Source organism: Streptomyces sp. NPDC028331, assembly GCF_055565775.1.
In genome coordinates this window covers 55068-74770 of the sequence record NZ_JBVHTR010000011.1, presented here as the reverse complement: position 1 = coordinate 74770, position 19703 = coordinate 55068, and the positions used below count along the sequence as shown (strand labels likewise).

At 70.6% G+C, this 19703-nt stretch carries 18 protein-coding genes; 7 read left to right on the top strand and 11 right to left on the bottom strand.

Going from position 1 to position 19703, the window contains the following annotated elements:
* Positions 1–20 precede the first annotated feature (20 nt).
* Both ACZ4SW_RS18150 and ACZ4SW_RS18145 read right to left on the bottom strand, forming a co-directional pair.
* Complete coding sequence (locus ACZ4SW_RS18150) at positions 21–209, bottom strand: hypothetical protein (protein ID WP_468243969.1); 189 nt, start codon at positions 207–209, stop codon at positions 21–23.
* Positions 210–299: 90 nt separating this feature from the next.
* Positions 300–1460 carry an ROK family transcriptional regulator gene (locus ACZ4SW_RS18145; protein ID WP_468243966.1) on the bottom strand — a complete coding sequence of 387 codons (1161 nt, stop codon included), beginning with the start codon at positions 1458–1460 and terminating at the stop codon, positions 300–302.
* Positions 1461–1629: 169 nt separating this feature from the next.
* Here ACZ4SW_RS18145 and ACZ4SW_RS18140 point away from each other — a divergent pair, with 169 nt between their 5' ends.
* Genes ACZ4SW_RS18140 through ACZ4SW_RS18125 form a run of 4 tightly spaced genes read left to right on the top strand, consistent with a single transcriptional unit; the run spans position 1630 to position 6099 of the window.
* Positions 1630–2595, top strand: coding sequence for a carbohydrate ABC transporter permease (locus ACZ4SW_RS18140; RefSeq protein ID WP_468243963.1), 966 nt, complete (start codon positions 1630–1632; stop codon positions 2593–2595).
* Between the two features lie 18 nt (positions 2596–2613).
* Positions 2614–3531, top strand: a complete 918-nt coding sequence (locus ACZ4SW_RS18135) for a carbohydrate ABC transporter permease (RefSeq protein WP_468243960.1) — start codon at positions 2614–2616, stop codon at positions 3529–3531.
* A 10-nt stretch (positions 3532–3541) separates the two neighbouring features.
* Positions 3542–4882, top strand: coding sequence for an ABC transporter substrate-binding protein (locus ACZ4SW_RS18130; protein WP_468243957.1), 1341 nt, complete (start codon positions 3542–3544; stop codon positions 4880–4882).
* Positions 4883–4896: 14 nt separating this feature from the next.
* Positions 4897–6099: a Gfo/Idh/MocA family protein gene (locus ACZ4SW_RS18125; RefSeq protein ID WP_468244404.1), complete on the top strand. Its 1203-nt coding sequence runs from the start codon at positions 4897–4899 to the stop codon at positions 6097–6099.
* Positions 6100–6130: 31 nt separating this feature from the next.
* On the opposite strand, the gene ACZ4SW_RS18120 is transcribed toward ACZ4SW_RS18125, so the two are convergent.
* The 4 genes from ACZ4SW_RS18120 to ACZ4SW_RS18105 form a co-directional block, all read right to left on the bottom strand.
* Positions 6131–6826, bottom strand: a complete 696-nt coding sequence (locus ACZ4SW_RS18120) for a L,D-transpeptidase family protein (RefSeq protein ID WP_468243955.1) — start codon at positions 6824–6826, stop codon at positions 6131–6133.
* A gap of 105 nt (positions 6827–6931) precedes the next feature.
* Positions 6932–7168, bottom strand: coding sequence for a non-oxidative hydroxyarylic acid decarboxylases subunit D (locus ACZ4SW_RS18115; RefSeq protein ID WP_468243952.1), 237 nt, complete (start codon positions 7166–7168; stop codon positions 6932–6934).
* Positions 7169–7198: 30 nt separating this feature from the next.
* On the bottom strand, positions 7199–8626 hold the full coding sequence (locus ACZ4SW_RS18110) for a non-oxidative hydroxyarylic acid decarboxylases subunit C (RefSeq protein WP_468243950.1): 1428 nt from the start codon (positions 8624–8626) through the stop codon (positions 7199–7201).
* 29 nt (positions 8627–8655) lie between these two features.
* Positions 8656–9252: a non-oxidative hydroxyarylic acid decarboxylases subunit B gene (locus ACZ4SW_RS18105; protein WP_468243947.1), complete on the bottom strand. Its 597-nt coding sequence runs from the start codon at positions 9250–9252 to the stop codon at positions 8656–8658.
* Between the two features lie 174 nt (positions 9253–9426).
* On the opposite strand from ACZ4SW_RS18105, the gene ACZ4SW_RS18100 reads away from it, so the two are divergent.
* Complete coding sequence (locus ACZ4SW_RS18100; protein WP_468243944.1) at positions 9427–10254, top strand: helix-turn-helix domain-containing protein; 828 nt, start codon at positions 9427–9429, stop codon at positions 10252–10254.
* Positions 10255–10275: 21 nt separating this feature from the next.
* On the opposite strand, the gene ACZ4SW_RS18095 is transcribed toward ACZ4SW_RS18100, so the two are convergent.
* A complete protein-coding gene (locus ACZ4SW_RS18095; RefSeq protein WP_468243941.1) occupies positions 10276–11643 on the bottom strand; it encodes a sensor histidine kinase in 1368 nt (455 codons plus the stop codon).
* A gap of 2 nt (positions 11644–11645) precedes the next feature.
* Positions 11646–12323, bottom strand: coding sequence for a response regulator transcription factor (locus ACZ4SW_RS18090; RefSeq protein WP_468243938.1), 678 nt, complete (start codon positions 12321–12323; stop codon positions 11646–11648).
* Between the two features lie 142 nt (positions 12324–12465).
* Here ACZ4SW_RS18090 and ACZ4SW_RS18085 point away from each other — a divergent pair, with 142 nt between their 5' ends.
* On the top strand, positions 12466–12765 hold the full coding sequence (locus ACZ4SW_RS18085; RefSeq protein ID WP_468243935.1) for a hypothetical protein: 300 nt from the start codon (positions 12466–12468) through the stop codon (positions 12763–12765).
* 87 nt (positions 12766–12852) lie between these two features.
* Here the strand turns inward: ACZ4SW_RS18085 and ACZ4SW_RS18080 are convergent, their stop codons facing one another.
* The 3 genes from ACZ4SW_RS18080 to ACZ4SW_RS18070 all read right to left on the bottom strand — a co-directional run bounded on the left by ACZ4SW_RS18080 (position 12853) and on the right by ACZ4SW_RS18070 (position 18737).
* On the bottom strand, positions 12853–13986 hold the full coding sequence (locus ACZ4SW_RS18080) for a glycosyltransferase family 4 protein (protein ID WP_468243932.1): 1134 nt from the start codon (positions 13984–13986) through the stop codon (positions 12853–12855).
* Positions 13983–16871, bottom strand: a complete 2889-nt coding sequence (locus tag ACZ4SW_RS18075) for a bifunctional glycosyltransferase/CDP-glycerol:glycerophosphate glycerophosphotransferase (protein WP_468243929.1) — start codon at positions 16869–16871, stop codon at positions 13983–13985. Before ACZ4SW_RS18075 ends, ACZ4SW_RS18080 begins: the two co-directional genes overlap by 4 nt.
* A 198-nt stretch (positions 16872–17069) precedes the next feature.
* A complete protein-coding gene (locus tag ACZ4SW_RS18070) occupies positions 17070–18737 on the bottom strand; it encodes an NAD-dependent malic enzyme (RefSeq protein ID WP_468243926.1) in 1668 nt (555 codons plus the stop codon).
* Positions 18738–18876: 139 nt separating this feature from the next.
* On the opposite strand from ACZ4SW_RS18070, the gene ACZ4SW_RS18065 reads away from it, so the two are divergent.
* Complete coding sequence (locus tag ACZ4SW_RS18065; RefSeq protein WP_468243923.1) at positions 18877–19548, top strand: maltokinase N-terminal cap-like domain-containing protein; 672 nt, start codon at positions 18877–18879, stop codon at positions 19546–19548.
* Positions 19549–19703: the final 155 nt, after the last annotated feature.

The window sequence follows — 19703 nt, the reverse complement described above, 5'->3', positions numbered from 1 at the left end:
GGAGGTGGCCGGGCGGGCGGTCAGGCCGCCTTCGACGGGCGCGGGGAGGAGGCCGCCGCCCATTCCAGGACGAGCCGCTGGTACTCCCGCCGCTCCTCGATGCTCAGGATCCCGCCGCTGCGGAACCACAGTGCCCGGATCTCCTCGTTGACCTCGTCGGCGGAACGCTCCGCTACGGGCTCAGGAGTGGTGGACATGCCGTGAAGCATACGGGCCCCGGCGTGAAGGTGATGTGAGCAATCAGGCACCTCCCGGCATTCCGGACCGTGAAGCTGATCACGTCCGACCGGCCGGAGCTGTCATCCGTCCACGACCCCCAGCACGAGCACCTGAATCGCCAGCACGGCCGCGCCGCGCGCCCAGTCGTGGAAGTCGGAGACCTTGGTCTCCAGGCCGACCGGGGCGGCCAGTGGGTGACGATGGGCCCGGATGGTCTCCTCAACGGTTTTCCCGGCCACGTCCATCAGCCCGACCCCCTCCCCGGCCAGCAGGATCTTCTGCGGCATCGCGAAGTTGGCGATCTGGGCGATCAGCGTGCCCAGGGCCCGCGCGGCCTCGTCGACGACGCGGGAGCACATCGGTTCGCCGGCGGCGGCGAGCCCGAGGATCTCCGCGTACGTCCTGTCGCAGCCGGTGGCGGCCCGGATCTGGTAGCGGATGCTGGGGATGGTCAGCAGTGAGACCGCGCTGCCGCGCTCACCGGACGGGGTGAGCGGCCCGTTGGGGTTGATGATCCAGTGCCGCCCGAAACCGCGGTCCTCCTCGGCGTACGGCACCCGCTTGCCGCCCAGGACGAGGCCGTAGCCGATGCCGGCGCCGATGGTCAGGACGACGAAGCGTTCCAGGCCTCGGCCGGCACCGAACCAGGTCTCGGCCTCGACGAACGCCGCGACGTCGTTCTCGACGACCACCGGGAGCCCGGTGCGCGCCTCCACCAGCCGGGCGAGGGGTACGTCGCGCCAGTGCAGGAAGGCGGACTCGCCGACCACGGCACGGTCCTGGACGAGTCCGCCGACGCCGATGCCGATACCCGCGAGCGTGGGGAACTCGGCGGCGAGGCCGGCGGTCATCTCGGCCAGGAGCGTGCTGACGTGGCCGGGGTCGTGGCTGGTGAGGGGGCGGTCGAGGCGGGCGACGATGTCGCTCCTGAGGGTGGTCACGACGCCGTAGACCATGTCTTCAGTGATCTTGAAGCCGAGGAACGTCCGGGACTCGGCGACGACGTCGAGGGGCTGCGAGGGGCGCCCCTGGCGGGCCTCGGCCGGGCCGCCCCCGTCGGCGGTCTCGATCAGCAGGCCGGACTCGATGAGCGGCTTGGTGAGCCGGGTCAGGCTGCCGGCCGAGAGGTCTAGCCGTCGGGCGAGGTCGGCGCGTGAGAGCGGCCCGTGGACGAGCACCTCGATCGCCACGGCGCGCTCGCCGGGACTCAGCGGCAGCCAGCTGGCGGCACGTGCGGTCATGGAGACAGACTCCCACACAAGTTTTCTTTTGTTTCGGAACTAATCGCTGACAGTCTGCGGCGATACGAGCCGAATGAAAAGACCCCTTGCAGACCCCTTGACGCGATGATTATTCCACATCGAAAGTAAGTGGCCACCGAGGACGAGCCGCCGACGAGGAGGGTCACCGATGACCGTCGCCTCCAGCAGCCCTCCCTCGCGTCTGCCGCTGCGCGGCACCGCGGGGCTGGGAACCACCACGGGAGCACATACCGCCCGCGCACGCGAGGGCAGCGGCGACGGGCCGCTCGCCGCCCTCTTCCTCGCCCCGGCCATGCTGGGCTTCCTGGTCTTCCTGCTGTGGCCCACCCTGCGGGGCGTCTATCTCAGCTTCACCCGCTTCAACCTGCTCACCCCGGCCGAGTGGGTCGGCCTGGACAACTACGTCCGCATGGTGCACGACCCGATCTTCTGGGACTCGCTGAAGGTCACCGTCGAGTACGTGGTGATCAACATCGGGGTGCAGACCGTCTCCGCGCTCGCCATCGCCGTGCTGCTGCAACGGCTGTCGCAGTCGGCGCTGCTGCGCGGGATCGTGCTGACTCCGTATCTGATGTCGAACGTCGTCGCGGGCGTCGTCTGGCTGTGGATCCTCGACACCCAGCTCGGCATCGGGAACCAGGTCATCGGCGCGCTCGGCTTCGACCACATCCCCTTCCTCGCCGACAAGTCGTGGGCCATCCCCACGATCGCGCTGATCAACGTGTGGCGGCACGTCGGCTACACGGCGCTGCTGCTGTTCGCGGGCCTCCAGGCGATCCCCGGCGACATGTACGAGGCGGCCAGGGTGGACGGTGCCGGCGAGTGGCGGATGTTCTGGCGGATCACGCTGCCGCTGCTTCGGCCGGTACTGGCGGTCGTCCTGATCATGACGGTGATCGGCTCGTTCCAGGTCTTCGACACGGTCGCCGTGACCACCCAGGGCGGCCCGGCGAACGCCACCAACGTGCTCCAGTACTACATCTACGGCGCGGCCTTCGGCCGCTTCCAGTTCGGCTACGCGTCCGCGATGTCGGTGGCGCTGCTCGTCGTACTGACCGCGATCACGTTCGTCCAGTACCGGCTCACCCGGGCCGGCCGGACCGACCTCGGCTGACGGAAGGGAGTGACCGACATGGCTGCCGTGGCCACCACGACGACCGTCGTCCGCGTAAGGCGCCGGCCCTCCCTGGGCCGGATCGCCGCCTGGGCGGTCATGGGCGCGATCGTGCTCGTGACGCTGCTGCCGTTCTACTGGATCCTGAGGACGGCCCTGTCCACCAACACCTCGCTCGCCGCGCACCCCGGCGATCCCCTGCCGACCGGCCTGACGACCGGCGGCTTCGCGCGGGCCCTGGGTCTGCAGTCCACCAAGGAGGCCATCGCCCAGGGCGGCGCGGGCGGCGGACTGAAGTTCTGGCGCTATCTGCTCAACTCGGTGGTCGTATCCGCCCTGATCACCGTCTGCCAGGTCTTCTTCTCCGCCATGGCCGCCTACGCCTTCGCACGGCTGAGGTGGCGCGGCCGGGACAAGGTGTTCGGGCTGTTCCTCGCGGGGCTGATGGTGCCGGCCATCTTCACGCTGCTGCCGAACTTCGTGCTCATCAAGCAACTGCACCTGGTGGACACGCTGTTGGGCATCGCGCTGCCGACGATGTTCATGACGCCGTTCGCGGTGTTCTTCCTGCGGCAGTTCTTCATGAACGTCCCCCGCGAGGTGGAGGAGGCCGCGCTGCTGGACGGGGCGGGCAAGGTGAGGATCTTCTTCCGGGTGATGCTGCCGATGGCGGCCACACCGGTCCTCACGCTGGGCGTGCTGACCTACATCACCTCGTGGAACGACTACTTCTGGCCACTGATGGTGTCCTACAGCGACAGCTCGCGCGTGCTCACCGTGGCGCTGGCGATCTTCCGGGCGCAGACCCCGCAGACCGGCTACGACTGGTCGGGCCTGATGGCGGCGACCCTCATCGCCGCACTCCCGATGCTCGTGCTCTTCGGCTGCTTCGCGCGGCGCATCGTCGGCTCCATCAGCTTCACCGGAATCAAGTGAGGGTCGTCACATGCGAGTTCGTACGGTCATGGCGCTGACAGGTGCGCTGGCCCTGTCCCTGGTGAGCGGATGCGCGCAGGGCGGTGCCGCCGGCTCGTCCGGGAACACGGTGACGTACTGGCTGTGGGACGCCAACCAGCTTCCCGCCTACCAGGCGTGCGCCAAGGACTTCGAGAAGGAGAACCCGGGCCTGAAGGTCGACATCACGCAGTTGGGCTGGGGCGACTACTGGACCAAGCTGACCGCCAGTTTCATCGCGGGCACCCAGCCGGACGTGTTCACCGACCACATCCAGAAGTTCGGCCAGTTCGCCGACCTGAAGGTGCTGGAGCCGCTGGACGACCTCGGCATCAACCCCTCCGACTACCAGAAGGGGCTGGCCGACAACTGGATCGGCCAGGACGGCCACCGCTACGGCGCTCCGAAGGACTGGGACACCGTCGCCCTCTTCTACAACCAGAAGATGGCCGAGGCGGCGGGACTGACACCCGGGCAGATCAACAGCCTCGACTGGAACCCGAAGGACGGCGGCAGCTTCGAGAAGGCCGTCGCCCACCTGACCATCGACAGGAACGGCAAGCGCGGCGACGAGCCGGGCTTCGACAAGCACCACGTCAAGGTGTACGGGCTGGCCAGTGGGGGCGCCGGTGACGGCGACGGGCAGACGACGTGGAGTCCGTTCACGGGCTCCGCCGGCTGGCACTACACCGACAAGGCGCGGTGGGGCACCACGTACCAGTACGACAGCAAGACCTTCCAGTCGGTCGTCAAGTGGTACTTCGGCCTTGCGAAGAAGGGCTATCTCGCCCCGCAGACGGACTACAGCGAGGGCGCCAACCCCGCCAACGCGCAACTCGCCTCCGGCAAGGCGGCGATGGCCTTCGACGGCGCCTGGATGATCTCGACGTACTACGGCTACAAGAACCTGAAGGTCGGCACCGCCTTCACACCCGTCGGCCCCAGCGGTGAGCGGGCGACGATGATGAACGGCCTCGCCGACTCGGTCACCAAGAACGCCCGCAACAAGCCGGGTGCCCTGAAGTGGGTGAAGTACCTGTCCTCCGACGCCTGCCAGAAGACGGTGGGCGGCTACGGCATCGTCTTCCCCGCCACCCCGGACGGGACCAGGGCCGCTGTCGCCGCCTACCGGAAGAAGGGCATCGACGTGACGGCCTTCACCGAGCCGGTCGCCGGCAAGAAGGACTTCACCACCTTCACCTACCCGATCACCGACTACGCGGCCGACGTGTACGCGCTCATGCACCCGGCCATGCAGGACATCTACAACGGCGCCCCGGTGACCGGCCTGAACAAGACAAACAACCAGATCAATCTGATCCTCTCCCAGTGAAGGGCACGCGTTTCATGACGTTCTCGCTCGGCATCGTCGGCGCCGGCCAGTTCTCCGGCCAGTTCGCCACCCTGTTCCAGGCCCACCCCGGCGTCCGCGACGTCTATGTCACCGACCTGCTGCCCGAACGGGCCGAGCAACTCGTCGCCGCGCAGGGCCTCGCCGGCACCTTCCCCTCGTACGAGGCCATGCTGGCGTCCAAGGAGGTCGACGCGGTCGCCCTCTTCACCCAGCGCTGGACGCACGGCCCCTTGGTGGTCCAGGGCCTGAACGCCGGCAAGCACGTGTACTCCGCCGTCCCCATGGCGATCACCACGGACGAGATCGCGGCGATCATCGACGCCGTCAAGGCGACCGGGCTGACCTACATGATGGGTGAGACCAGTCAGTACAACCCGGCCACCGTGCACGCCCGCAACCAGATCGCGGAGGGCGCCTTCGGGCGGCTCTTCTACGCCGAGGGCGACTACGTGCACGACATGGACCTCGGCTTCTACGAGGCCTACCAGTACAGCGGCGGCGAGAACTGGAAGGCGACGGCCAGCTATCCCCCGCTGCTCTACCCGACCCACTCCGTGGGCGGTGTGCTCGGCGCCTGGCAGACGCACGCGGTGAGCGTGTCCGCGATCGGTGTGCGCGACGACCGCGGGGACGGGGTGTTCGACAAGGAGATCAGTCAGTTCGACAACGACTTCTCCAACGCCACCGCCCTGTTCGAGGTGGCGGGCGGCGGCTCGTTCCGTACCAACGAGTTCCGGCGGGTCGGCTACCCCTCACACATCCGGGAGTCGCGTTTCCGGTTCTTCGGCACCGAGGCGAGCATGGAGCAACTCGCCACAGTGGCCCTGTGGCAGGACAAGAAGGGGGTCAAGGACATCACGGAGCTGTTGGAGCCCAAGCCCACCATGTCCCCGGACGACCCGTCGCTCCAGCACATCGCGCCGGAGCTGCGGGCCGCCTTCACCTCGGGTTCGGCTCCGGTGCACGACCGCTCGCGGCTGCCGCGCGAGTTCGACAACCTCCACAACGGCCATGAGGGCAGCCACCACTTCCTGGTGGACGACTTCGTGACCGCGGTCAACACCCGGACCCTGCCGTCCGTGAACGCCTGGGTGGCGGCCCGCTACACGCTGCCCGGGATCATCGCGCACGAGTCCGCGCTGAAGGGCGGTGTCCGCCTCGAGATCCCGGACTTCGGGGACGCGCCGGAGCTGTGACGGTCGGCCGAGGCCGAGCCGGGTGCCTGCCTCAGGTGCCCGGCTTGCGGCCGTAGACGAACACGTCGTCGCCGACCTTCAGCAGCGACCAGTACTTCTTGGCGTCGGCCGTGGTCATGTTGACGCAGCCGTGGGAGCCCGGCGGGTTCCACATGCTCAGGCCCACCGAGTGGAAGGCCTGCCCGCCGTCGAAGAACTGGCTGTAGGGCATGGGGACGTTGTAGATGGTCGAGACGTGGTGCAGGTCCCGCCAGTAGATCTTCTTCAGGCCCGTGCGGGTGACATAGCCCTTGCGTCCCGTGCGGACCGGCACCGGCCCGTAGACCAGGCGGCCGCCGTCCTGGATCCAGCTGAGCTGGAGCGTGAGGTCGACGCAGGCGATGCGGCCCTTGTTGACGGGGCACTTGCCGTCCTTGTTGGGGTTCTTGCCGACGGCCTTCTGCTTGTTCATCAGGTCCATCACCCCCCAGGTGACGGGCCCCGCATAGCCGATGGCGGGCGTGATGCCGTGCTTGTTCTGGAAGGCCTGTATGGCCTTGCAGTCGGCGGGTGACTGCCTGCCGTCGACCGGGCGGCCGAGGAACGTCTCCACCTGCTTCTGGTAGGGGCCGGTCTGCGTGGTGCAGCTCGCCGCATCCGCGGGAGCGCTGGTGAGCGCGAGAGTGAGCGGCGCCACCAGCCCCGTGATCCCGAGTGCGACGGCCCCCCGTCTGCGTATGTCCCCCATGCCGGTCCTTCCTTCCACCCGTTTTCTGCGGTCTTCTGCACGCTAGACCCGTGCGGGGGCGGGCCGGTTGGGGCGATGCGCGGACTGTGACGAAACGGTGAAACATCAGGAGCGCAGCGGCGGTACGGCGGGGACCTCGACGGCGTTCTCGATGTCCGCCTCGGTCATCCGGAACCGCTCCGGGTAGGCGTCACGGCTGGTGCGGCGCGCCGGCTCGGTGGTGCGCCAGGTGTACAGGCAGCGACGGCACTGCAGGACGTCCCAGACGCCGGGCACGGGTGAGGTGGCGAGGGTGCCGACGGTCTCGAAGGCACAGCGGGGGCAAAGGGTGTCGTGGGGCATGGCGGGGCTCCTCGCGGTCGTGGGCGGGGGTCAGTGGCGGGCGGCGATGAGCTGCTGGAGCCGGGCCGTCCACTCCTTGGTCTCGGGCAGGTCCTTGACGGGGGTGGAGAAGTTGCCGCGGTTGTCCGGGGCGACCGGGGTGGTCGCATCGATGATCATCTTGCTGGTGATGCCCGCCGGGGAGGCGGCGGGGGCCAGTTCGACCACGGAGAGGTTGGGGACGACCACCACGTCCTGACCGGGGTTGACCTTCGCGGACATCGCCCACATGACCTGCGGCAGGTTGAACGGGTCGACGTCCTCGTCGACGAGGATGACCTGGCTGACGTAACCGAGGCCGTGCGGGGTGGTCATGGCGCGCATGCCGACGGCCTTGGCGAACCCTCCGTAGCGCTTGGCCGTGGAGATGATGACCAACAGGCCGTGGGTGTACATGGCGTTGACGGCCTGGACCTCGGGGAACTCGGCGCGTAGCTGCTTCAGCAGCGGGACGCAGGTGTTGGGGCCGACGAGGTAGTCGACCTCGGTCCAGGGCATGCCCAGGTAGAGCGATTCGAAGACGGGGTTCGTGCGGTAGGAGATCCGGTCGACGCGGATCACGGGCATCCGGCGGCCGCCGGAGTAGTGGCCGGTGAACTCGCCGAACGGGCCCTCGATCTGGCGCTTGCGGGATTCGACGACGCCCTCGATGACGACCTCGCTCCCCCACGGCACGTCGAAGCCCGTGAGCGGTGCGGTGGCGATGGGGGCGGGCGCGCCGCGCAGGGCGCCGGCCATCTCGTACTCGCTCTGGTCGTACGCCATCGGCATGCCCGCCACGATCGCCATCACCGGGTCGTTGCCGAGGGTGATGGCGATGGGCAGGTCCTCGCCGCGCTCCTCGGCCGTGCGCAGGTGCAGGGCGACGTCGTGCACGGGGACGGGCTGGAACGCGAGGCGGTTGGTGCCGATCACCTGGATGCGGTAGGTGCCCACGTTCTGCCGGCCGAAGTCGTCCGGTGCGTCGGGGTCGCGGGAGACCACGGCGGCCTTGTCGAGGTAGAAGCCGCCGTCGCCGTCGTTCAGGCGGAACAGGGGCAGCACGGAGAACAGGTCGACGTCGTCGCCCTCCTGGGTGTTCTCCCGCCAGGGGGCGTCCTCGCGGCGTTCGGGCGCGACGGGGAAGGCGTCCCAGCGGGAGGCGAAGATCTCGACCTGCTCCTTGACGGGCGTGTTCCCGGGCAGGCCGAGGGCGAGGGCGTGGTTGGCCCAGGAGCCGTGCACGTTCAGGGCGATACGGGCGTCGGTGAAGCCCTTGACGTTGTCGAAGTACAGGGCGGGGGCGCCCTCGCCGATGCGGCCGGCGGCGTTGGCGGCCGCGGCGAGGTCGGGCTCGGGCAGCACCTCGTCGGTCACGCGCAGCAGTTGCCCCTCCTTCTCCAGGGCGGCGAGAAAGCTGCGCAGGTCGTCGTAGGCCATGGGGGCACTCCTTCTTGCGGGACAGGGGGTCAGGCGGCGGTGCGGCCGGCGGCGACACGGGCCGCGCGCATGCCCTCCCAGCGCCGGGCGGCGGGAGCCGGCAGGTCGAACTGGTCCAGGACGCGGGCGGTGATGTGGTCGACGATGTCGTCGACGGACGCGGGGTGGTTGTAGAAGGCCGGCATGGGCGGCACCATGCGCGCGCCCATCCGGGTCAGGGCCAGCATGTTCTCCAGGTGGATCTCGCTCAGCGGTGTCTCCCGGGGGACCAGGACGAGTCGGCGGCGCTCCTTGAGGACCACGTCGGCGGCGCGGGCCACCAGCCCCTCCGCGTAACCGGCGCGGATGCCGGCGAGCGTCTTCATGGAGCAGGGCACGATCACCATGCCGTCCGTGCGGAAGGACCCCGAGGAGATGGCGGCGCCCTGGTCGTCGGGGCTGTGGGTGACGTCGGCGAGCGCGCTCACGTCGGCGACCGAGAGTCCGGTCTCCAGTTCGATGGTGGTGCGGGCCCAGCGGGAGAGGACCAGATGGGTCTCCACGTCCGGCAGCTCGCGCAGGCTCTCCAGAAGCCGTACCCCGAGCGCCGCGCCGGTCGCTCCGGTCATGCCCACGATCAACCGCACGAGACAGTCCTCCAACCTCGATGACCTGCGTCTTTCCTGCTGCACTCGGCTGTCTCCACGCTAGGGCGCGGATCATCCGGGTCGGCGGTACGCTCGGGACTCGCGATGGGGAGAAACGGACACTCTGAGGTCAGGGACCTTCGGTACACGGCGACGGCCGGTGCGCCGACGGGGGTGGAGGTGGTCGACCTGGGCGGCCTGTACGACCGGGCGCGGCGGCACGGCAACGATCCGTACGCGCCGCTGCGGCCCGTCTTCCACCAACTGATCGCGGTGGGCGCGCGACCCCTGCATGTCGCGGTGGACTTCGTCGACCACGAACTGCGGCCGGGCTCCTGGCTGTGGATCCGTCCCGGACAGGTGCAGCGGTTCGGGCCCGGCCTGCCCGGAGCGGACGGCACGATCGTCGTGTTCCAGCCCGGTTTCCTGCCGCCCGCGACCGTGGCGGCGGCCCGCATGGACCCCCCGTACCGGCAGGGGCCGCTGCTGCCGGCGGGCCGGGACGCGGAGGCGTTGCGCCGGGCGCTGGAGCATCTGGCCTTCGAGTTCGACGCGATGGCCTCGCTGCCGCTCGCCTCGCACGTCGAGGTGCTGCGGCACCTGGTGTCCGTGCTGGTGCTGCGCCTGGCGAAGGTGCGCGGTGGGGAGTCCGCGCAGGGGCCGGCGAGCGAGGTGTTCCGGCGCCTGCACCAGGCGGTGGAGCGCGACCACGCGGTGACCCGGCGGGTGGAGGACTACGCGGCGGCGTTGGGCTACAGCCCGCGCACCCTGACCCGGGCGACGCGGGCCGTCACCGGGATGAGCGCGAAGAAGTACATCGATGAGCGTGTCCTGCTGGAGGCCAAGCGGCTCCTCCAGCACAGCGGTCTGCCGGCGAAGGCGGTCGCGGAGCGGCTGGGTTTCGCCGACCCGAGCGACTTCACCAAGTTCTTCCGGCTGCGCACGGGCATCACGCCGGGTGTGTTCCGGGCGCGGGCGCTGGGCCGGGACGCGGGGGCCTGACCCCGAGGGACGGCCGGGCGGTCACAGCTCGATCGCCGGAATGCGGACCTCGATGCGGGCTCCGGGGGCATTGTCGTCGATGCCGACATGGCCGTGGTGGGCGACGACGACGTCGTGGACGATCGCCAGGCCGAGTCCGCTTCCCCCGGTGTCCCGGGCGCGGGCCCCGTCCAGGCGGGTGAAGCGGTCGAAGACGCGGCCGCGGTCGGCCGCCGCGATGCCCGGGCCGTCGTCGGCGACGACCAGGTGCGCGGTGTGGTCCCGGACGCCCAGGCTGACCTCGATGCGTCGGACGGCGTACCGGATGGCGTTGTCCAGCAGATTGCGCACGACCCGGGCCAGGGCGTCCCCGTCGCCGTACACCCGGGCCGCGCTGACGGCGTGCTGGTCGATGACGAGGGAGGTCTGCCGACGGGCGTGGCGGACCTCGTGGAACACGATCTCGTCCAGGTCCACCGGGCGCATGCGCAGCCGGGGCCGGGCCTCGATGCGGGCCAGCCGCACCAGGTCGTCGACGAGGCGGGACAGCCGTTCGCTCTCCTCGACGAGGGCGGGTCCGCGGGCGGCCCAGTCGGCCGAGGCGGGGTGCCGGACGGCCACTTCCAGTTGGGTGTGCAGACTGCTCAGCGGGGAGCGCAGCTCGTGGGCGGCGTCCGCGATGAACTGCCGTTGCCGCCGGGTGGCGACGTCCAGCCGGGCCAGCAGGTCGTTGAGGGTGCGTGCGAGCCGGCCCAGGGCGTCGTCGGCCGGGGGCACGTCCAGACGGCGCCCCAGGTCGCAGGCGCTGATCTCGGCGGTCTGGGCGCGCAGGGCCTCCACGGGGCGCAGCGCCCGGCCGGTGAGCAGCCAGCAGACGCCGGTGAGCAGGGCGACGGCCGGCGGCACCGCGATGGCGAGGCCCACGGTGAGCTGGGCGAGGTTGTGGTCGACGGCCGCGGTGGGCACCGCGACGTACACGGTCAGCGGGTCGTCGTCCCCGGCCTCGAGGGCGACCACGCGCCAGGTTCCGTCTTCGCTCAGGGGCAGTCCGCGCACCGTGTGCGCCGTGCCAGACGGGGACGGGCGGAAGGTGAACAACGCGGGCTGGCCCTCCAGGTTGACCGAGCTGGAGCGCACGTCGTGGCGGGCGTCGACGACCTGGACGGCGGCGTCGCCGCTGCCGGAGGCCGGCAGGACGCGGGCGAGGCTGTCGGTGTCGACGCTCGCCGCGATGACCTGGGCCCGCTGGAGCGCCGTCTGGTCGAGGCCGGTGATGAGGCTCATGCGCAGCCAGACCACCAGCAGGCACGCCGCGCCGACCAGGGCCGCCGCGATCACCAGGGCGGCCGCGGCGGTCAGCCTGAGGCGCAGGGACCGTCGGGCCCACCACGCCGGAACGGGGACGCGCACGGTCACCTCCCGGTGGCGTGCAGCCGATAGCCGGCCCCCCGGACCGTCTCGATGGTGCGGCGGCCGAAGGGGGCGTCGATCTTGCGCCGCAGATAGCCGATGTAGACCTCGACGATGTTGGTGTCGCCGTCGAAGTCCTCCTCCCAGACATGGTCGAGGATGTCCGTCTTGCTGATCACTTCGTCGGGGTGCCGGAGCAGGAACTCCAGCAGGGTGAACTCGCGGGCGGTCAGGGTGATCTCCCGGCCCGCGCGGCGGCAGTGGCGGCGCGCGGGGTCCAGGGCGAGGTCGCCGGCCGCGAGCACGGAGGGCCGGGCGGGCGCCCCGCGCCGCAGCAGGGCCCGCAGCCGGGCGACGAGGACCACGTACGAGAACGGCTTGCTCAGGTAGTCGTCGGCGCCGAGGTCGAGGGCGTCCGCCTCGTCGTACTCGCCGTCCTTCGCGGTCAGGACGAGGACGGGCGTCCACACACGGGCGGCCCGCAGCCGCTTCAGCACCTCGTAGCCGGAGATGCCGGGCAGCATGAGGTCCAGCAGGATCACGTCGTACGGCTCGTGGACGGCCCGCCACAGGCCGTCGATGCCGTCGTGGACCACATGGGTGACGAAGCCCTCCTCGGCGAGCCCGTGGGCGAGCGCCGCGGCGAGTCCCCGTTCGTCCTCGATCACCAGCACTCGCATGGCCGACCTCTTCCCCCACTGTACGGAGACGTGGTCGGGGCCGCGCGTCGAGCCGCTCTCAGCCTCTTCTCAGGGAGTCCGTCGCAACCTGGAGCGAAACGGGACAAAAGGGACTTAGTGCCCGTGATCAAGGAGAGACGCGATGAGGATGGTCCGACGCAGGGTCGCACTGATCGCCGGCACGATGCTGCTGGCCGGTGCGGCAGGCAGCGGGGTCGCGATGGCCAGCACCCCGCCGGTGGTGCACCCCTCCGTCCAGACGGACTACTGCGACGGCGGCGGCGGCTGCGGCGACTGGGGTTACGACCACGGCGACCACGGAGACCACGGAGACCACGGCTACTGGGGCTACTGGGACTACGACAGCTACCACTTCGGCGGTGGCGGTGGCGGTGGCGACCACGGAGACCACGGAGACCATGGGGGCTACGGCGGCTACTGACACCTCCTGACCTCCACGACGACCATGTGCCGGTTCGCCCCCGGGGCGGCCCGGCACCGGCGTACCTCTCCTTTCCCGCTCAGATGGTCAGCGCTCCAGGAAGTCGAAAAGCTCCTCCCACCGGCGGGTGATCACGTCCGGAGCGAACCGGCGGACGTTGCGTCGCGCCCGCTCCCCCATCGTGTCGCGCAGCTTCTCGTCGGACATCAACCGCACGAGGTGGCGGGCCAGTTCGGAGGTGTTGCCGCGCCGGGCCAGCAGTCCGTCCTCGCCGTCGCGGACGATCTCCCGTACGCCGGGTGAGCAGTCGAACGCCACGCACGGCACCCCGCACGCCATCGCCTCCAGCAGCACCAGCGGAAACCCTTCCCTGCGGGAGGACAGCACGCACACCGAGGAACGCCGCAGCGCCTCGCTCACGTCGTCGGTCTGCCCCGCCCACTCCACCGAGTCGTCCAGGCCCAGCTCCGCGCACTGCCGCCGCAGCGCGGTCTCCTGCTCGCCGGCGCCGTGAATGCGCAGGATCCAACCGGGTCGTCCGGGCGCGGCCTGCGCCCACACGTCCAGCAGCAGATCGACACCCTTGTCGTGACCGAGCCGGCCGATGCAGGCCACCGCCTTCTCCGTGCGCGGTGAAGGGGTGCCGGGCGTGAGCGGCAGCGGGTTCGGCATGAAGCCGACGTTGTTCAGGCCCTCGCCCGCCCACAGGTCGGCGTCCTCCTGGGTGAGGACCAGCAGCCGGTCCACGGTCCTGTAGTACGTCAGCACCCGTTCGAAGCGCGAGGACGCGCGGGATGCCTCGAAGGACTCGTGGCTTATGCCGATCACCGGGTGCCCGGCGGTGTCCGCGAGCGTCACCCACTCCATCGCCCAGACCTGGGTCACGATGATCACCGCACCGGGCCCGGCGGCGCGGAAGACGCGGGACAGGCGCTCCGCGGCGGCGCGCTTGTCCGCCTCCTGCCGTCGGACCGCCGGGGCGAACCGGCCCAGCGGCGGGCGCGGCCGGCGACGGGCCGGGGGGCGCCGCTCGTACAGGGTGTGCGTCTCGAAGGGCGGGTTCTCACCGAGGTTCATCGGCACCTCGGGCGGGGCGACGCCGATGATCGTCACACGGTGGCCGCGCTCCGCGAGCAGCCGGGCCATCTGGGTCTGCCAGCGGCCCACGCCCCCCAGTTCGTTGACCTCGTTGGCGACGAAGAGGATGTGGCGGTGCGTCATCGGCTCTCCCGCTCCGGTGCGAAGAAACGGTCCACGATGCGGGCCGCGGCGTCACCGCGGTCGTACTCGCCGTACTTGTCCACGAACTCCTTCAGCCGCGCCTCGTACCGGGTTCTCAGGGCGGGCAGGTCGGACAGCGCCGAGAAGAGCGCGTCCTCGGTGCGCACCACCGGGCCCGGGGCCTCCTCGAACAGGTCGAAGTAGGTGCCGCGCGCGTCCTGGGAGTACTCCTCCCAGTCGTGGGCGAGGAAGACGAGCGGCCGCCGCAGCAGTGCGTAGTCGAACATCACGGACGAGTAGTCGGTGATCAGGGCGTCGGAGAGCAGCAGCAGCGGGGTGATGTCCGGTTCCCCCGTCACGTCGGTCACCCGGCCGCTCACCGACGGCGGCAGGGTGACCCGGTTCAGGTAGTGGGAGCGGACCAGGAGCGTGTACCGGTCCCCGAAGCGGTCGGCGAAACGTTCCACATCGAAGGGTGGTTCGAAGTCGCGTACTCCTCCGTCGGGGCGGGCACGGAACGTGGGCGCGTACAGCACCACGCGGCTCTCGGGGCGGACGCCGAGCCGTTCGGCGAGCCGGCGTACCGCCGCGTCGGCCGCCTGCGGGTCGCGGGCCGCCCGGACGAGGGCGTCGTTGCGCGGGTAGCCGGTGCGCAGCAGTTTCCCCTCGGGGATGCGGTAGGCGCGGGCGAGGGTGCGCACATCGTGCTCGCTGCGGACCAGGAAGTGGTCGAAGCGGTCCACTGCCTGCTGGTAGGCGCGCTGTTCCTGTTCGGACATCACCCGGTAGGAGGGCTCGTCGAAACCCATCCGCTTCAGGGCCGAGCCGTGCCAGGTCTGGATGTAGGTGGTCTCCGGACGCTTGCGCAGCACGAGCGGGAAGCCCTGGTTGTCGATCCAGAACTCCGCCTGGGCGAGCGCCCTGATGTACCGCCAGGACCAGCGGCGGACGAGTTCTGCGTCCTCGGGGAACCCCTCGGGCCGCTCGCCCGCGTAGGACCAGACGGCGGTCACGGGCAGCCGGCGGCGCCGCAGTTCCTCGTGGATGGCTCGTGGGCTGTCGCTGTACTGCTTGCCGAGGTGGCTCTCGAAGACGACCGTGCCCTTGCGGACCGGCAGGAGCCGCAGCATGCGGTGGTAGGCCTGCGCCTTGCGCTGATGGGAGGACAGGTCCCTGCGCATGGCCCGCAGGGCGCGGTAGGTGCCCTTGACGGTCCGGGCCGCGGGGCCGTGCAGATTGCGGTCGACGAGTGCGCGGCCGCGCCGGGCTGCCGGGCCGTGCTGGGTGAGCCTGAACGCCAGGTGGCCCTTGGCGGAGACCTGCGGTTCGAGCCGGTCGGCGACGAACCGGCCGAGCCGGGGGCGTACGGGCACGGGCGCGGAGTTCTCCAGGTCGACGTTGCCGGCGGTGATGCGGGTCGTGGTGCGCCTGCCGTCCGCGGTCAGGTGCAGCCGGACGTCCCACACCTCGTCGACGACGCCGACCGGCCGGAAACGGCCGGTCAGCGGTACGGCGGCGCGCCAGATGAGGGTGTCACCGGCGTGGCGCACCGTCCGCACCGGGAACCGGAAGGTCTGCAGGCTGCGGCGGCGGGCCCGGAACTCCAGCTCGGCGGTGAGGCGGGCGTCCGGGGGCACGGTGTGCAGGGGGTTGACCACGGCGCCCTCGAGCACCACCAGGTCGCCGCGCACGGCGTAGCCGGTGAGCACGTTGCGCAGGAACATCGCGTCCAGCTCTCTGCCGTGGTGGCCGAGAGCGGTGACGTCCATGATGTCGCGTGCCTTCGGGTCGTCCAGGTACCGCTGGCACCAGTAGACGCGGCCGTCCCGCTCGACGAGCGGCGTGGAGATCTTGGAGCGGTTGATCAGCGTGTCGACGGCCGGCATCAGGTTGTCCCAGTCCTCCCGCATCAGCAGGTAGGCGCAGATGGCGTGCACCCGGTCCAGCTCGGCGTACGCCGCCTCGGGGAAGTCCTGGACGTAGTCGCGGGCCAGCCGGGCGAAACGGTGGCGGTAGCCGTCGTCGAGGAACGGCAGGTCGCGCAGGTAGAGCGCGAGGTCGTGCTTGAGGAACTTGGTGTCCTTGCGGAGTTTGAGCTCGTCCAGGCCGCGCCGCTTCAGCACCTCGTCGATGCGACGGTGGATCTCGAGCCGGTCGGTGAAGTTGTTGATCTCGTGGCGCCGGTTGCTGATGGACTTCGTCGCGGTCTTCTCGACGACGTGCCAGAAGTAGACGGTATGGGGGATGAGGGTGATGCGCCGGGCGGCGAGATAGGCCTGCGCGGAGAAGAGCAGGTCCTCGTAGTGGATGCCGCGCGGGAAGGTCAGACCGTTCTCGAGGAGGAACTCACGCCGGTAGCACTTGTTCGTCGACAGGGTGTCGAAGACGAAGAGGTCCGGCAGTTCGGCGATGGACTCGACGGTGCGCGTGGACCGGTACAGCCAGGGGTACCAGGGGATCCGCTTGTCGTGTCTGCTGTCGGTGTGCACCCGGACGCACAGTCCCGAGACCAGGTCGGCGCCGGTGCGGTCGGCCGCTTCCAGCAGGTTGCGGCAGGCGTTGGCCTCGAGGGTGTCGTCGCTGTCCAGGAACATCACATAGCGGCCGCGGGCCACGGCCAGGCCCTGGTTGCGGGGCTCGCCGCAGCCGCCGCTGTTCTCGGCCAGCCGGATCGCGCGCACCCGGCCGGGGTGGGCCGCGGCGAGGGAGCACGCGATGTCGTACGACCCGTCGGTCGAACAGTCGTCGGCGATGACGACGTCCACGTTGCGCAGCGTCTGGTCCAGCACGGAACGCACGGCTGTCGTCAGTCGGGGGGCATCGTTGTAGACGATCACGACGACGCTGATGTCCGGTTCCGCCCCGCGTGACCCGGCCATGTCCATGGGCACGGCACCTCTCGTCTCGGATCGGCGACCGGCCGCACTGCGGCCCCGTCACCGCAGCGGCTCGGCGGTGTCCGCGACGGCGGCCCGCGCAGGGGTGCGCCGGCGTCGCGGTACAGGGGTGCGCGGAGTTCGGCCCCGTCGCCGTCCCCCGTTACGGGACGGCCGGCAGGGCTGTCGTCCGTGAACTGCTCCGTATCAGTAGGCCGGGTACTCCGGTATCCACTGGGTCTTCTCCACCGCCTGGCGCAGCTCCGCCTCGGTCGCCTTCGGGGCCACCCCGTCCTCCACGGCGGCGAGCGCGGCGGCCACCGCGATCTCCCGGGCGGCCTCCCGCATGCCGCCGAGCGGTGGCAGCAGCGGGGCGGGGCCCGGAACGCCGGCGGCGGCCTCGGCGGCCCGCCGGGCCACGGCACGTGCGGCGGCGACCATCATCCGGTCGGTGACCCGGGTGGCACCGCCGGCCGCCACCGCGAGCCCCATCGCCGGGAAGATGTACACGTTGTTGGCCTGCGCCACCGGAACCTTCCGGCCGTCCACCTCCAGCGGCGGGAACGGGGAACCGGTCGCGATCAGCGCCCTGTCGTCCGTCCAGCGGGCGAGGTCCGCGGGCTCGGCCTCGGCGTGCGAGGTCGGGTTGGACAAGGGGAAGATCACCGGTCGTTCGCAGGTGGACGCCATCCGGCGCACGATCTCCTCGGTGAACGCGCCCTGTGCCGTCGACAGTCCGATCAGCGCCGTCGGCTGCACGCGGTGCACCACCTCGGCGAGCCCGGTGTCATCCCAGTCGGCCGCCTCGTCGTCCGCGCGTGCGTACACCCGCTGCTCGTCGGTCAGATCGCCGCGCGATTCCACCAGCAGTCCGTCGACGTCGACGAACCAGAAGCGGTCCGCCGCCTCCTGGGGGGAAAGTCCCTCGTCCACGAGAGCGGCGCGGATCATGTCGGCGACGCCCACGGCCGCGGAACCCGCCCCCAGCACGACCAGCCGCTGCTCCGTGAGCGGGGTGCCGGCCACCTGGCAGGCCGTGGACAGCGCGCCGAGCACCACCGCCGCGGTGCCCTGGATGTCGTCGTTGAAGGTGAGCAGCCGGTCGCGGTAGCGGGTGAGGATCGGCCGGGCGTGGACGGTGGCGAAGTCCTCCCACTGCAGCAGCGTGCCCGGCAGCTCGGCCTCCACCGCCGCGACGAACGCCTCGATCATCTCGTCGTACTGCGAGCCGGTCAGCCGGTGCTCCCGCCGGCCCAGATAGCGCGGATCGGACAGCAGTTGCTCGTTGTCGGTGCCGACGTCGAGCAGGATGGGCAGCGTGCGCGCCGGGTGGATGCCGCCGATGGCGGTGTAGAGGCTGAGCTTCCCGATGGGGATGCCCATGCCTCCGACACCCTGGTCGCCGAGGCCGAGGATGCGCTGGCCGTCGGTGACGACGATGACGTCGACGGCGCCCTTGTGCGGGCGGTTGCGGAGGATCTCCCGGAAGCGGTCGCGGTCCTCCCAGGACAGGAACAGGCCGCGGGGCCGCCGGTAGATCTCGCTGAAGCGGCGGCAGGCCTCCCCGACGGTCGGGGTGTAGACGATCGGCAGCAGTTCCTCGAGGTGTTCGGTGACGAGGCGGTAGAACACCACCTCGTTGGTGTCCTGCAACTGCCGCAGGTAGATGTGCCGGTTGAGCGGCTTGTCGTAAGCGAGGAAGGCCTGGTGGGCGCGGGCGACCTGCTCGTCGAGGGTTTCCACGGCGGGCGGCAGCAGCCCGTCCAGGCCGAGTTCCACGCGTTCCTCGCGGGTGAAGGCCGTGCCCTTGTTGAGCAACGGGTCGGCGAGCAGCGCGGTACCGCGGGCGATCGTCTGTCCGGAGAGGTGCGTCATCGTACGGTCCAACCTGAAGGGATCGAGCACTGTGTTCCCACTGCCCCGCTTCCGTACCGTCCACCCGGCCGTCAGGACGTATTCCTTCACTCCTTCACCGCAGGGCTTGCGGCGCGGAGGAGTCGGATAGGTTCGCGGCATGGCGATCATCCACAACACCACGATGAACCCCACCAAGCTCGAACTCCTCAGCATCTGGCTCCCCACGCGCCCCTGGTACGTCGGGACGGGCCGCGCGCCGGAGCTGTCGCGGACCGGCGGGTTCCGGCTGGACGACCCCGAGGGGGAGGTCGGGATCGAGTTCCTGGTGGCCACCGACGAATCCGGACCGGCGCCGGTCTCGTACCACGTACCGCTCAGTTACCGCGGCGCGCCCCTCGAAGGAGCCGAACAGGCGCTCGTCGGCACCTCCGAGCACGGTGTGCTGGGACGGCGGTGGATCTACGACGGCACGCACGACCCGGTGCTCGTCGCTCAGTTGCTGGCACTGCTCCAGGGCCGCGCCGAACCCCAGGCGCAGAGCCGGTCCCACACCCCCGACCCCTCCGTCACCGTCCGGTCCACGGGTACGCCGGTCGCGACCGGGGCCGTCGCGATCGCGGTGACCGACGGTTCCCACGACACCCGTATCACGGTGGACGCGACCGGCCCCGCGTCGCCCGCACCGCTCACCCTCCGTGTGACGCGGGTCCTCGAACGCGGGGGGAGCGCGCCGGCCGACGCCTCGGACCATGTCACCGCGGGCTGGCGCTCGCCGGACGGTGGTGAGCACCGCGGGGTGTTCGCGGCCCTGCACCGCGCCGTGTCCTGATCCGCTTCCCCGGCTCGATCCGGCTCACGGGGTCCGGCCCGTCCGCCGCCGCAGGACGGGCCGGAGGCCTGTTGGCCCTACCGCAACGGTCCGGTCACCCGCACGCCATCCGGGCGTCGGGCTCCCGTCCGAAAGGAGCGGGCTCTTACCAACGT

Bases quoted from the DNA above. Each gene is read 5' to 3' on its own strand.
- ACZ4SW_RS18150 (WP_468243969.1), bottom strand. From the start codon at position 209: ATGCTTCACGGCATGTCCACCACTCCTGAGCCCGTAGCGGAGCGTTCC.
- ACZ4SW_RS18145 (WP_468243966.1), bottom strand. From the start codon at position 1,460: ATGACCGCACGTGCCGCCAGCTGGCTGCCGCTGAGTCCCGGCGAGCGC.
- ACZ4SW_RS18140 (WP_468243963.1), top strand. From the start codon at position 1,630: ATGACCGTCGCCTCCAGCAGCCCTCCCTCGCGTCTGCCGCTGCGCGGC.
- ACZ4SW_RS18135 (WP_468243960.1), top strand. From the start codon at position 2,614: ATGGCTGCCGTGGCCACCACGACGACCGTCGTCCGCGTAAGGCGCCGG.
- ACZ4SW_RS18130 (WP_468243957.1), top strand. From the start codon at position 3,542: ATGCGAGTTCGTACGGTCATGGCGCTGACAGGTGCGCTGGCCCTGTCC.
- ACZ4SW_RS18125 (WP_468244404.1), top strand. From the start codon at position 4,897: ATGACGTTCTCGCTCGGCATCGTCGGCGCCGGCCAGTTCTCCGGCCAG.
- ACZ4SW_RS18120 (WP_468243955.1), bottom strand. From the start codon at position 6,826: ATGGGGGACATACGCAGACGGGGGGCCGTCGCACTCGGGATCACGGGG.
- ACZ4SW_RS18115 (WP_468243952.1), bottom strand. From the start codon at position 7,168: ATGCCCCACGACACCCTTTGCCCCCGCTGTGCCTTCGAGACCGTCGGC.
- ACZ4SW_RS18110 (WP_468243950.1), bottom strand. From the start codon at position 8,626: ATGGCCTACGACGACCTGCGCAGCTTTCTCGCCGCCCTGGAGAAGGAG.
- ACZ4SW_RS18090 (WP_468243938.1), bottom strand. From the start codon at position 12,323: ATGCGAGTGCTGGTGATCGAGGACGAACGGGGACTCGCCGCGGCGCTC.
- ACZ4SW_RS18085 (WP_468243935.1), top strand. From the start codon at position 12,466: ATGAGGATGGTCCGACGCAGGGTCGCACTGATCGCCGGCACGATGCTG.
- ACZ4SW_RS18080 (WP_468243932.1), bottom strand. From the start codon at position 13,986: ATGACGCACCGCCACATCCTCTTCGTCGCCAACGAGGTCAACGAACTG.
- ACZ4SW_RS18075 (WP_468243929.1), bottom strand. From the start codon at position 16,871: ATGGACATGGCCGGGTCACGCGGGGCGGAACCGGACATCAGCGTCGTC.
- ACZ4SW_RS18070 (WP_468243926.1), bottom strand. From the start codon at position 18,737: ATGACGCACCTCTCCGGACAGACGATCGCCCGCGGTACCGCGCTGCTC.
- ACZ4SW_RS18065 (WP_468243923.1), top strand. From the start codon at position 18,877: ATGGCGATCATCCACAACACCACGATGAACCCCACCAAGCTCGAACTC.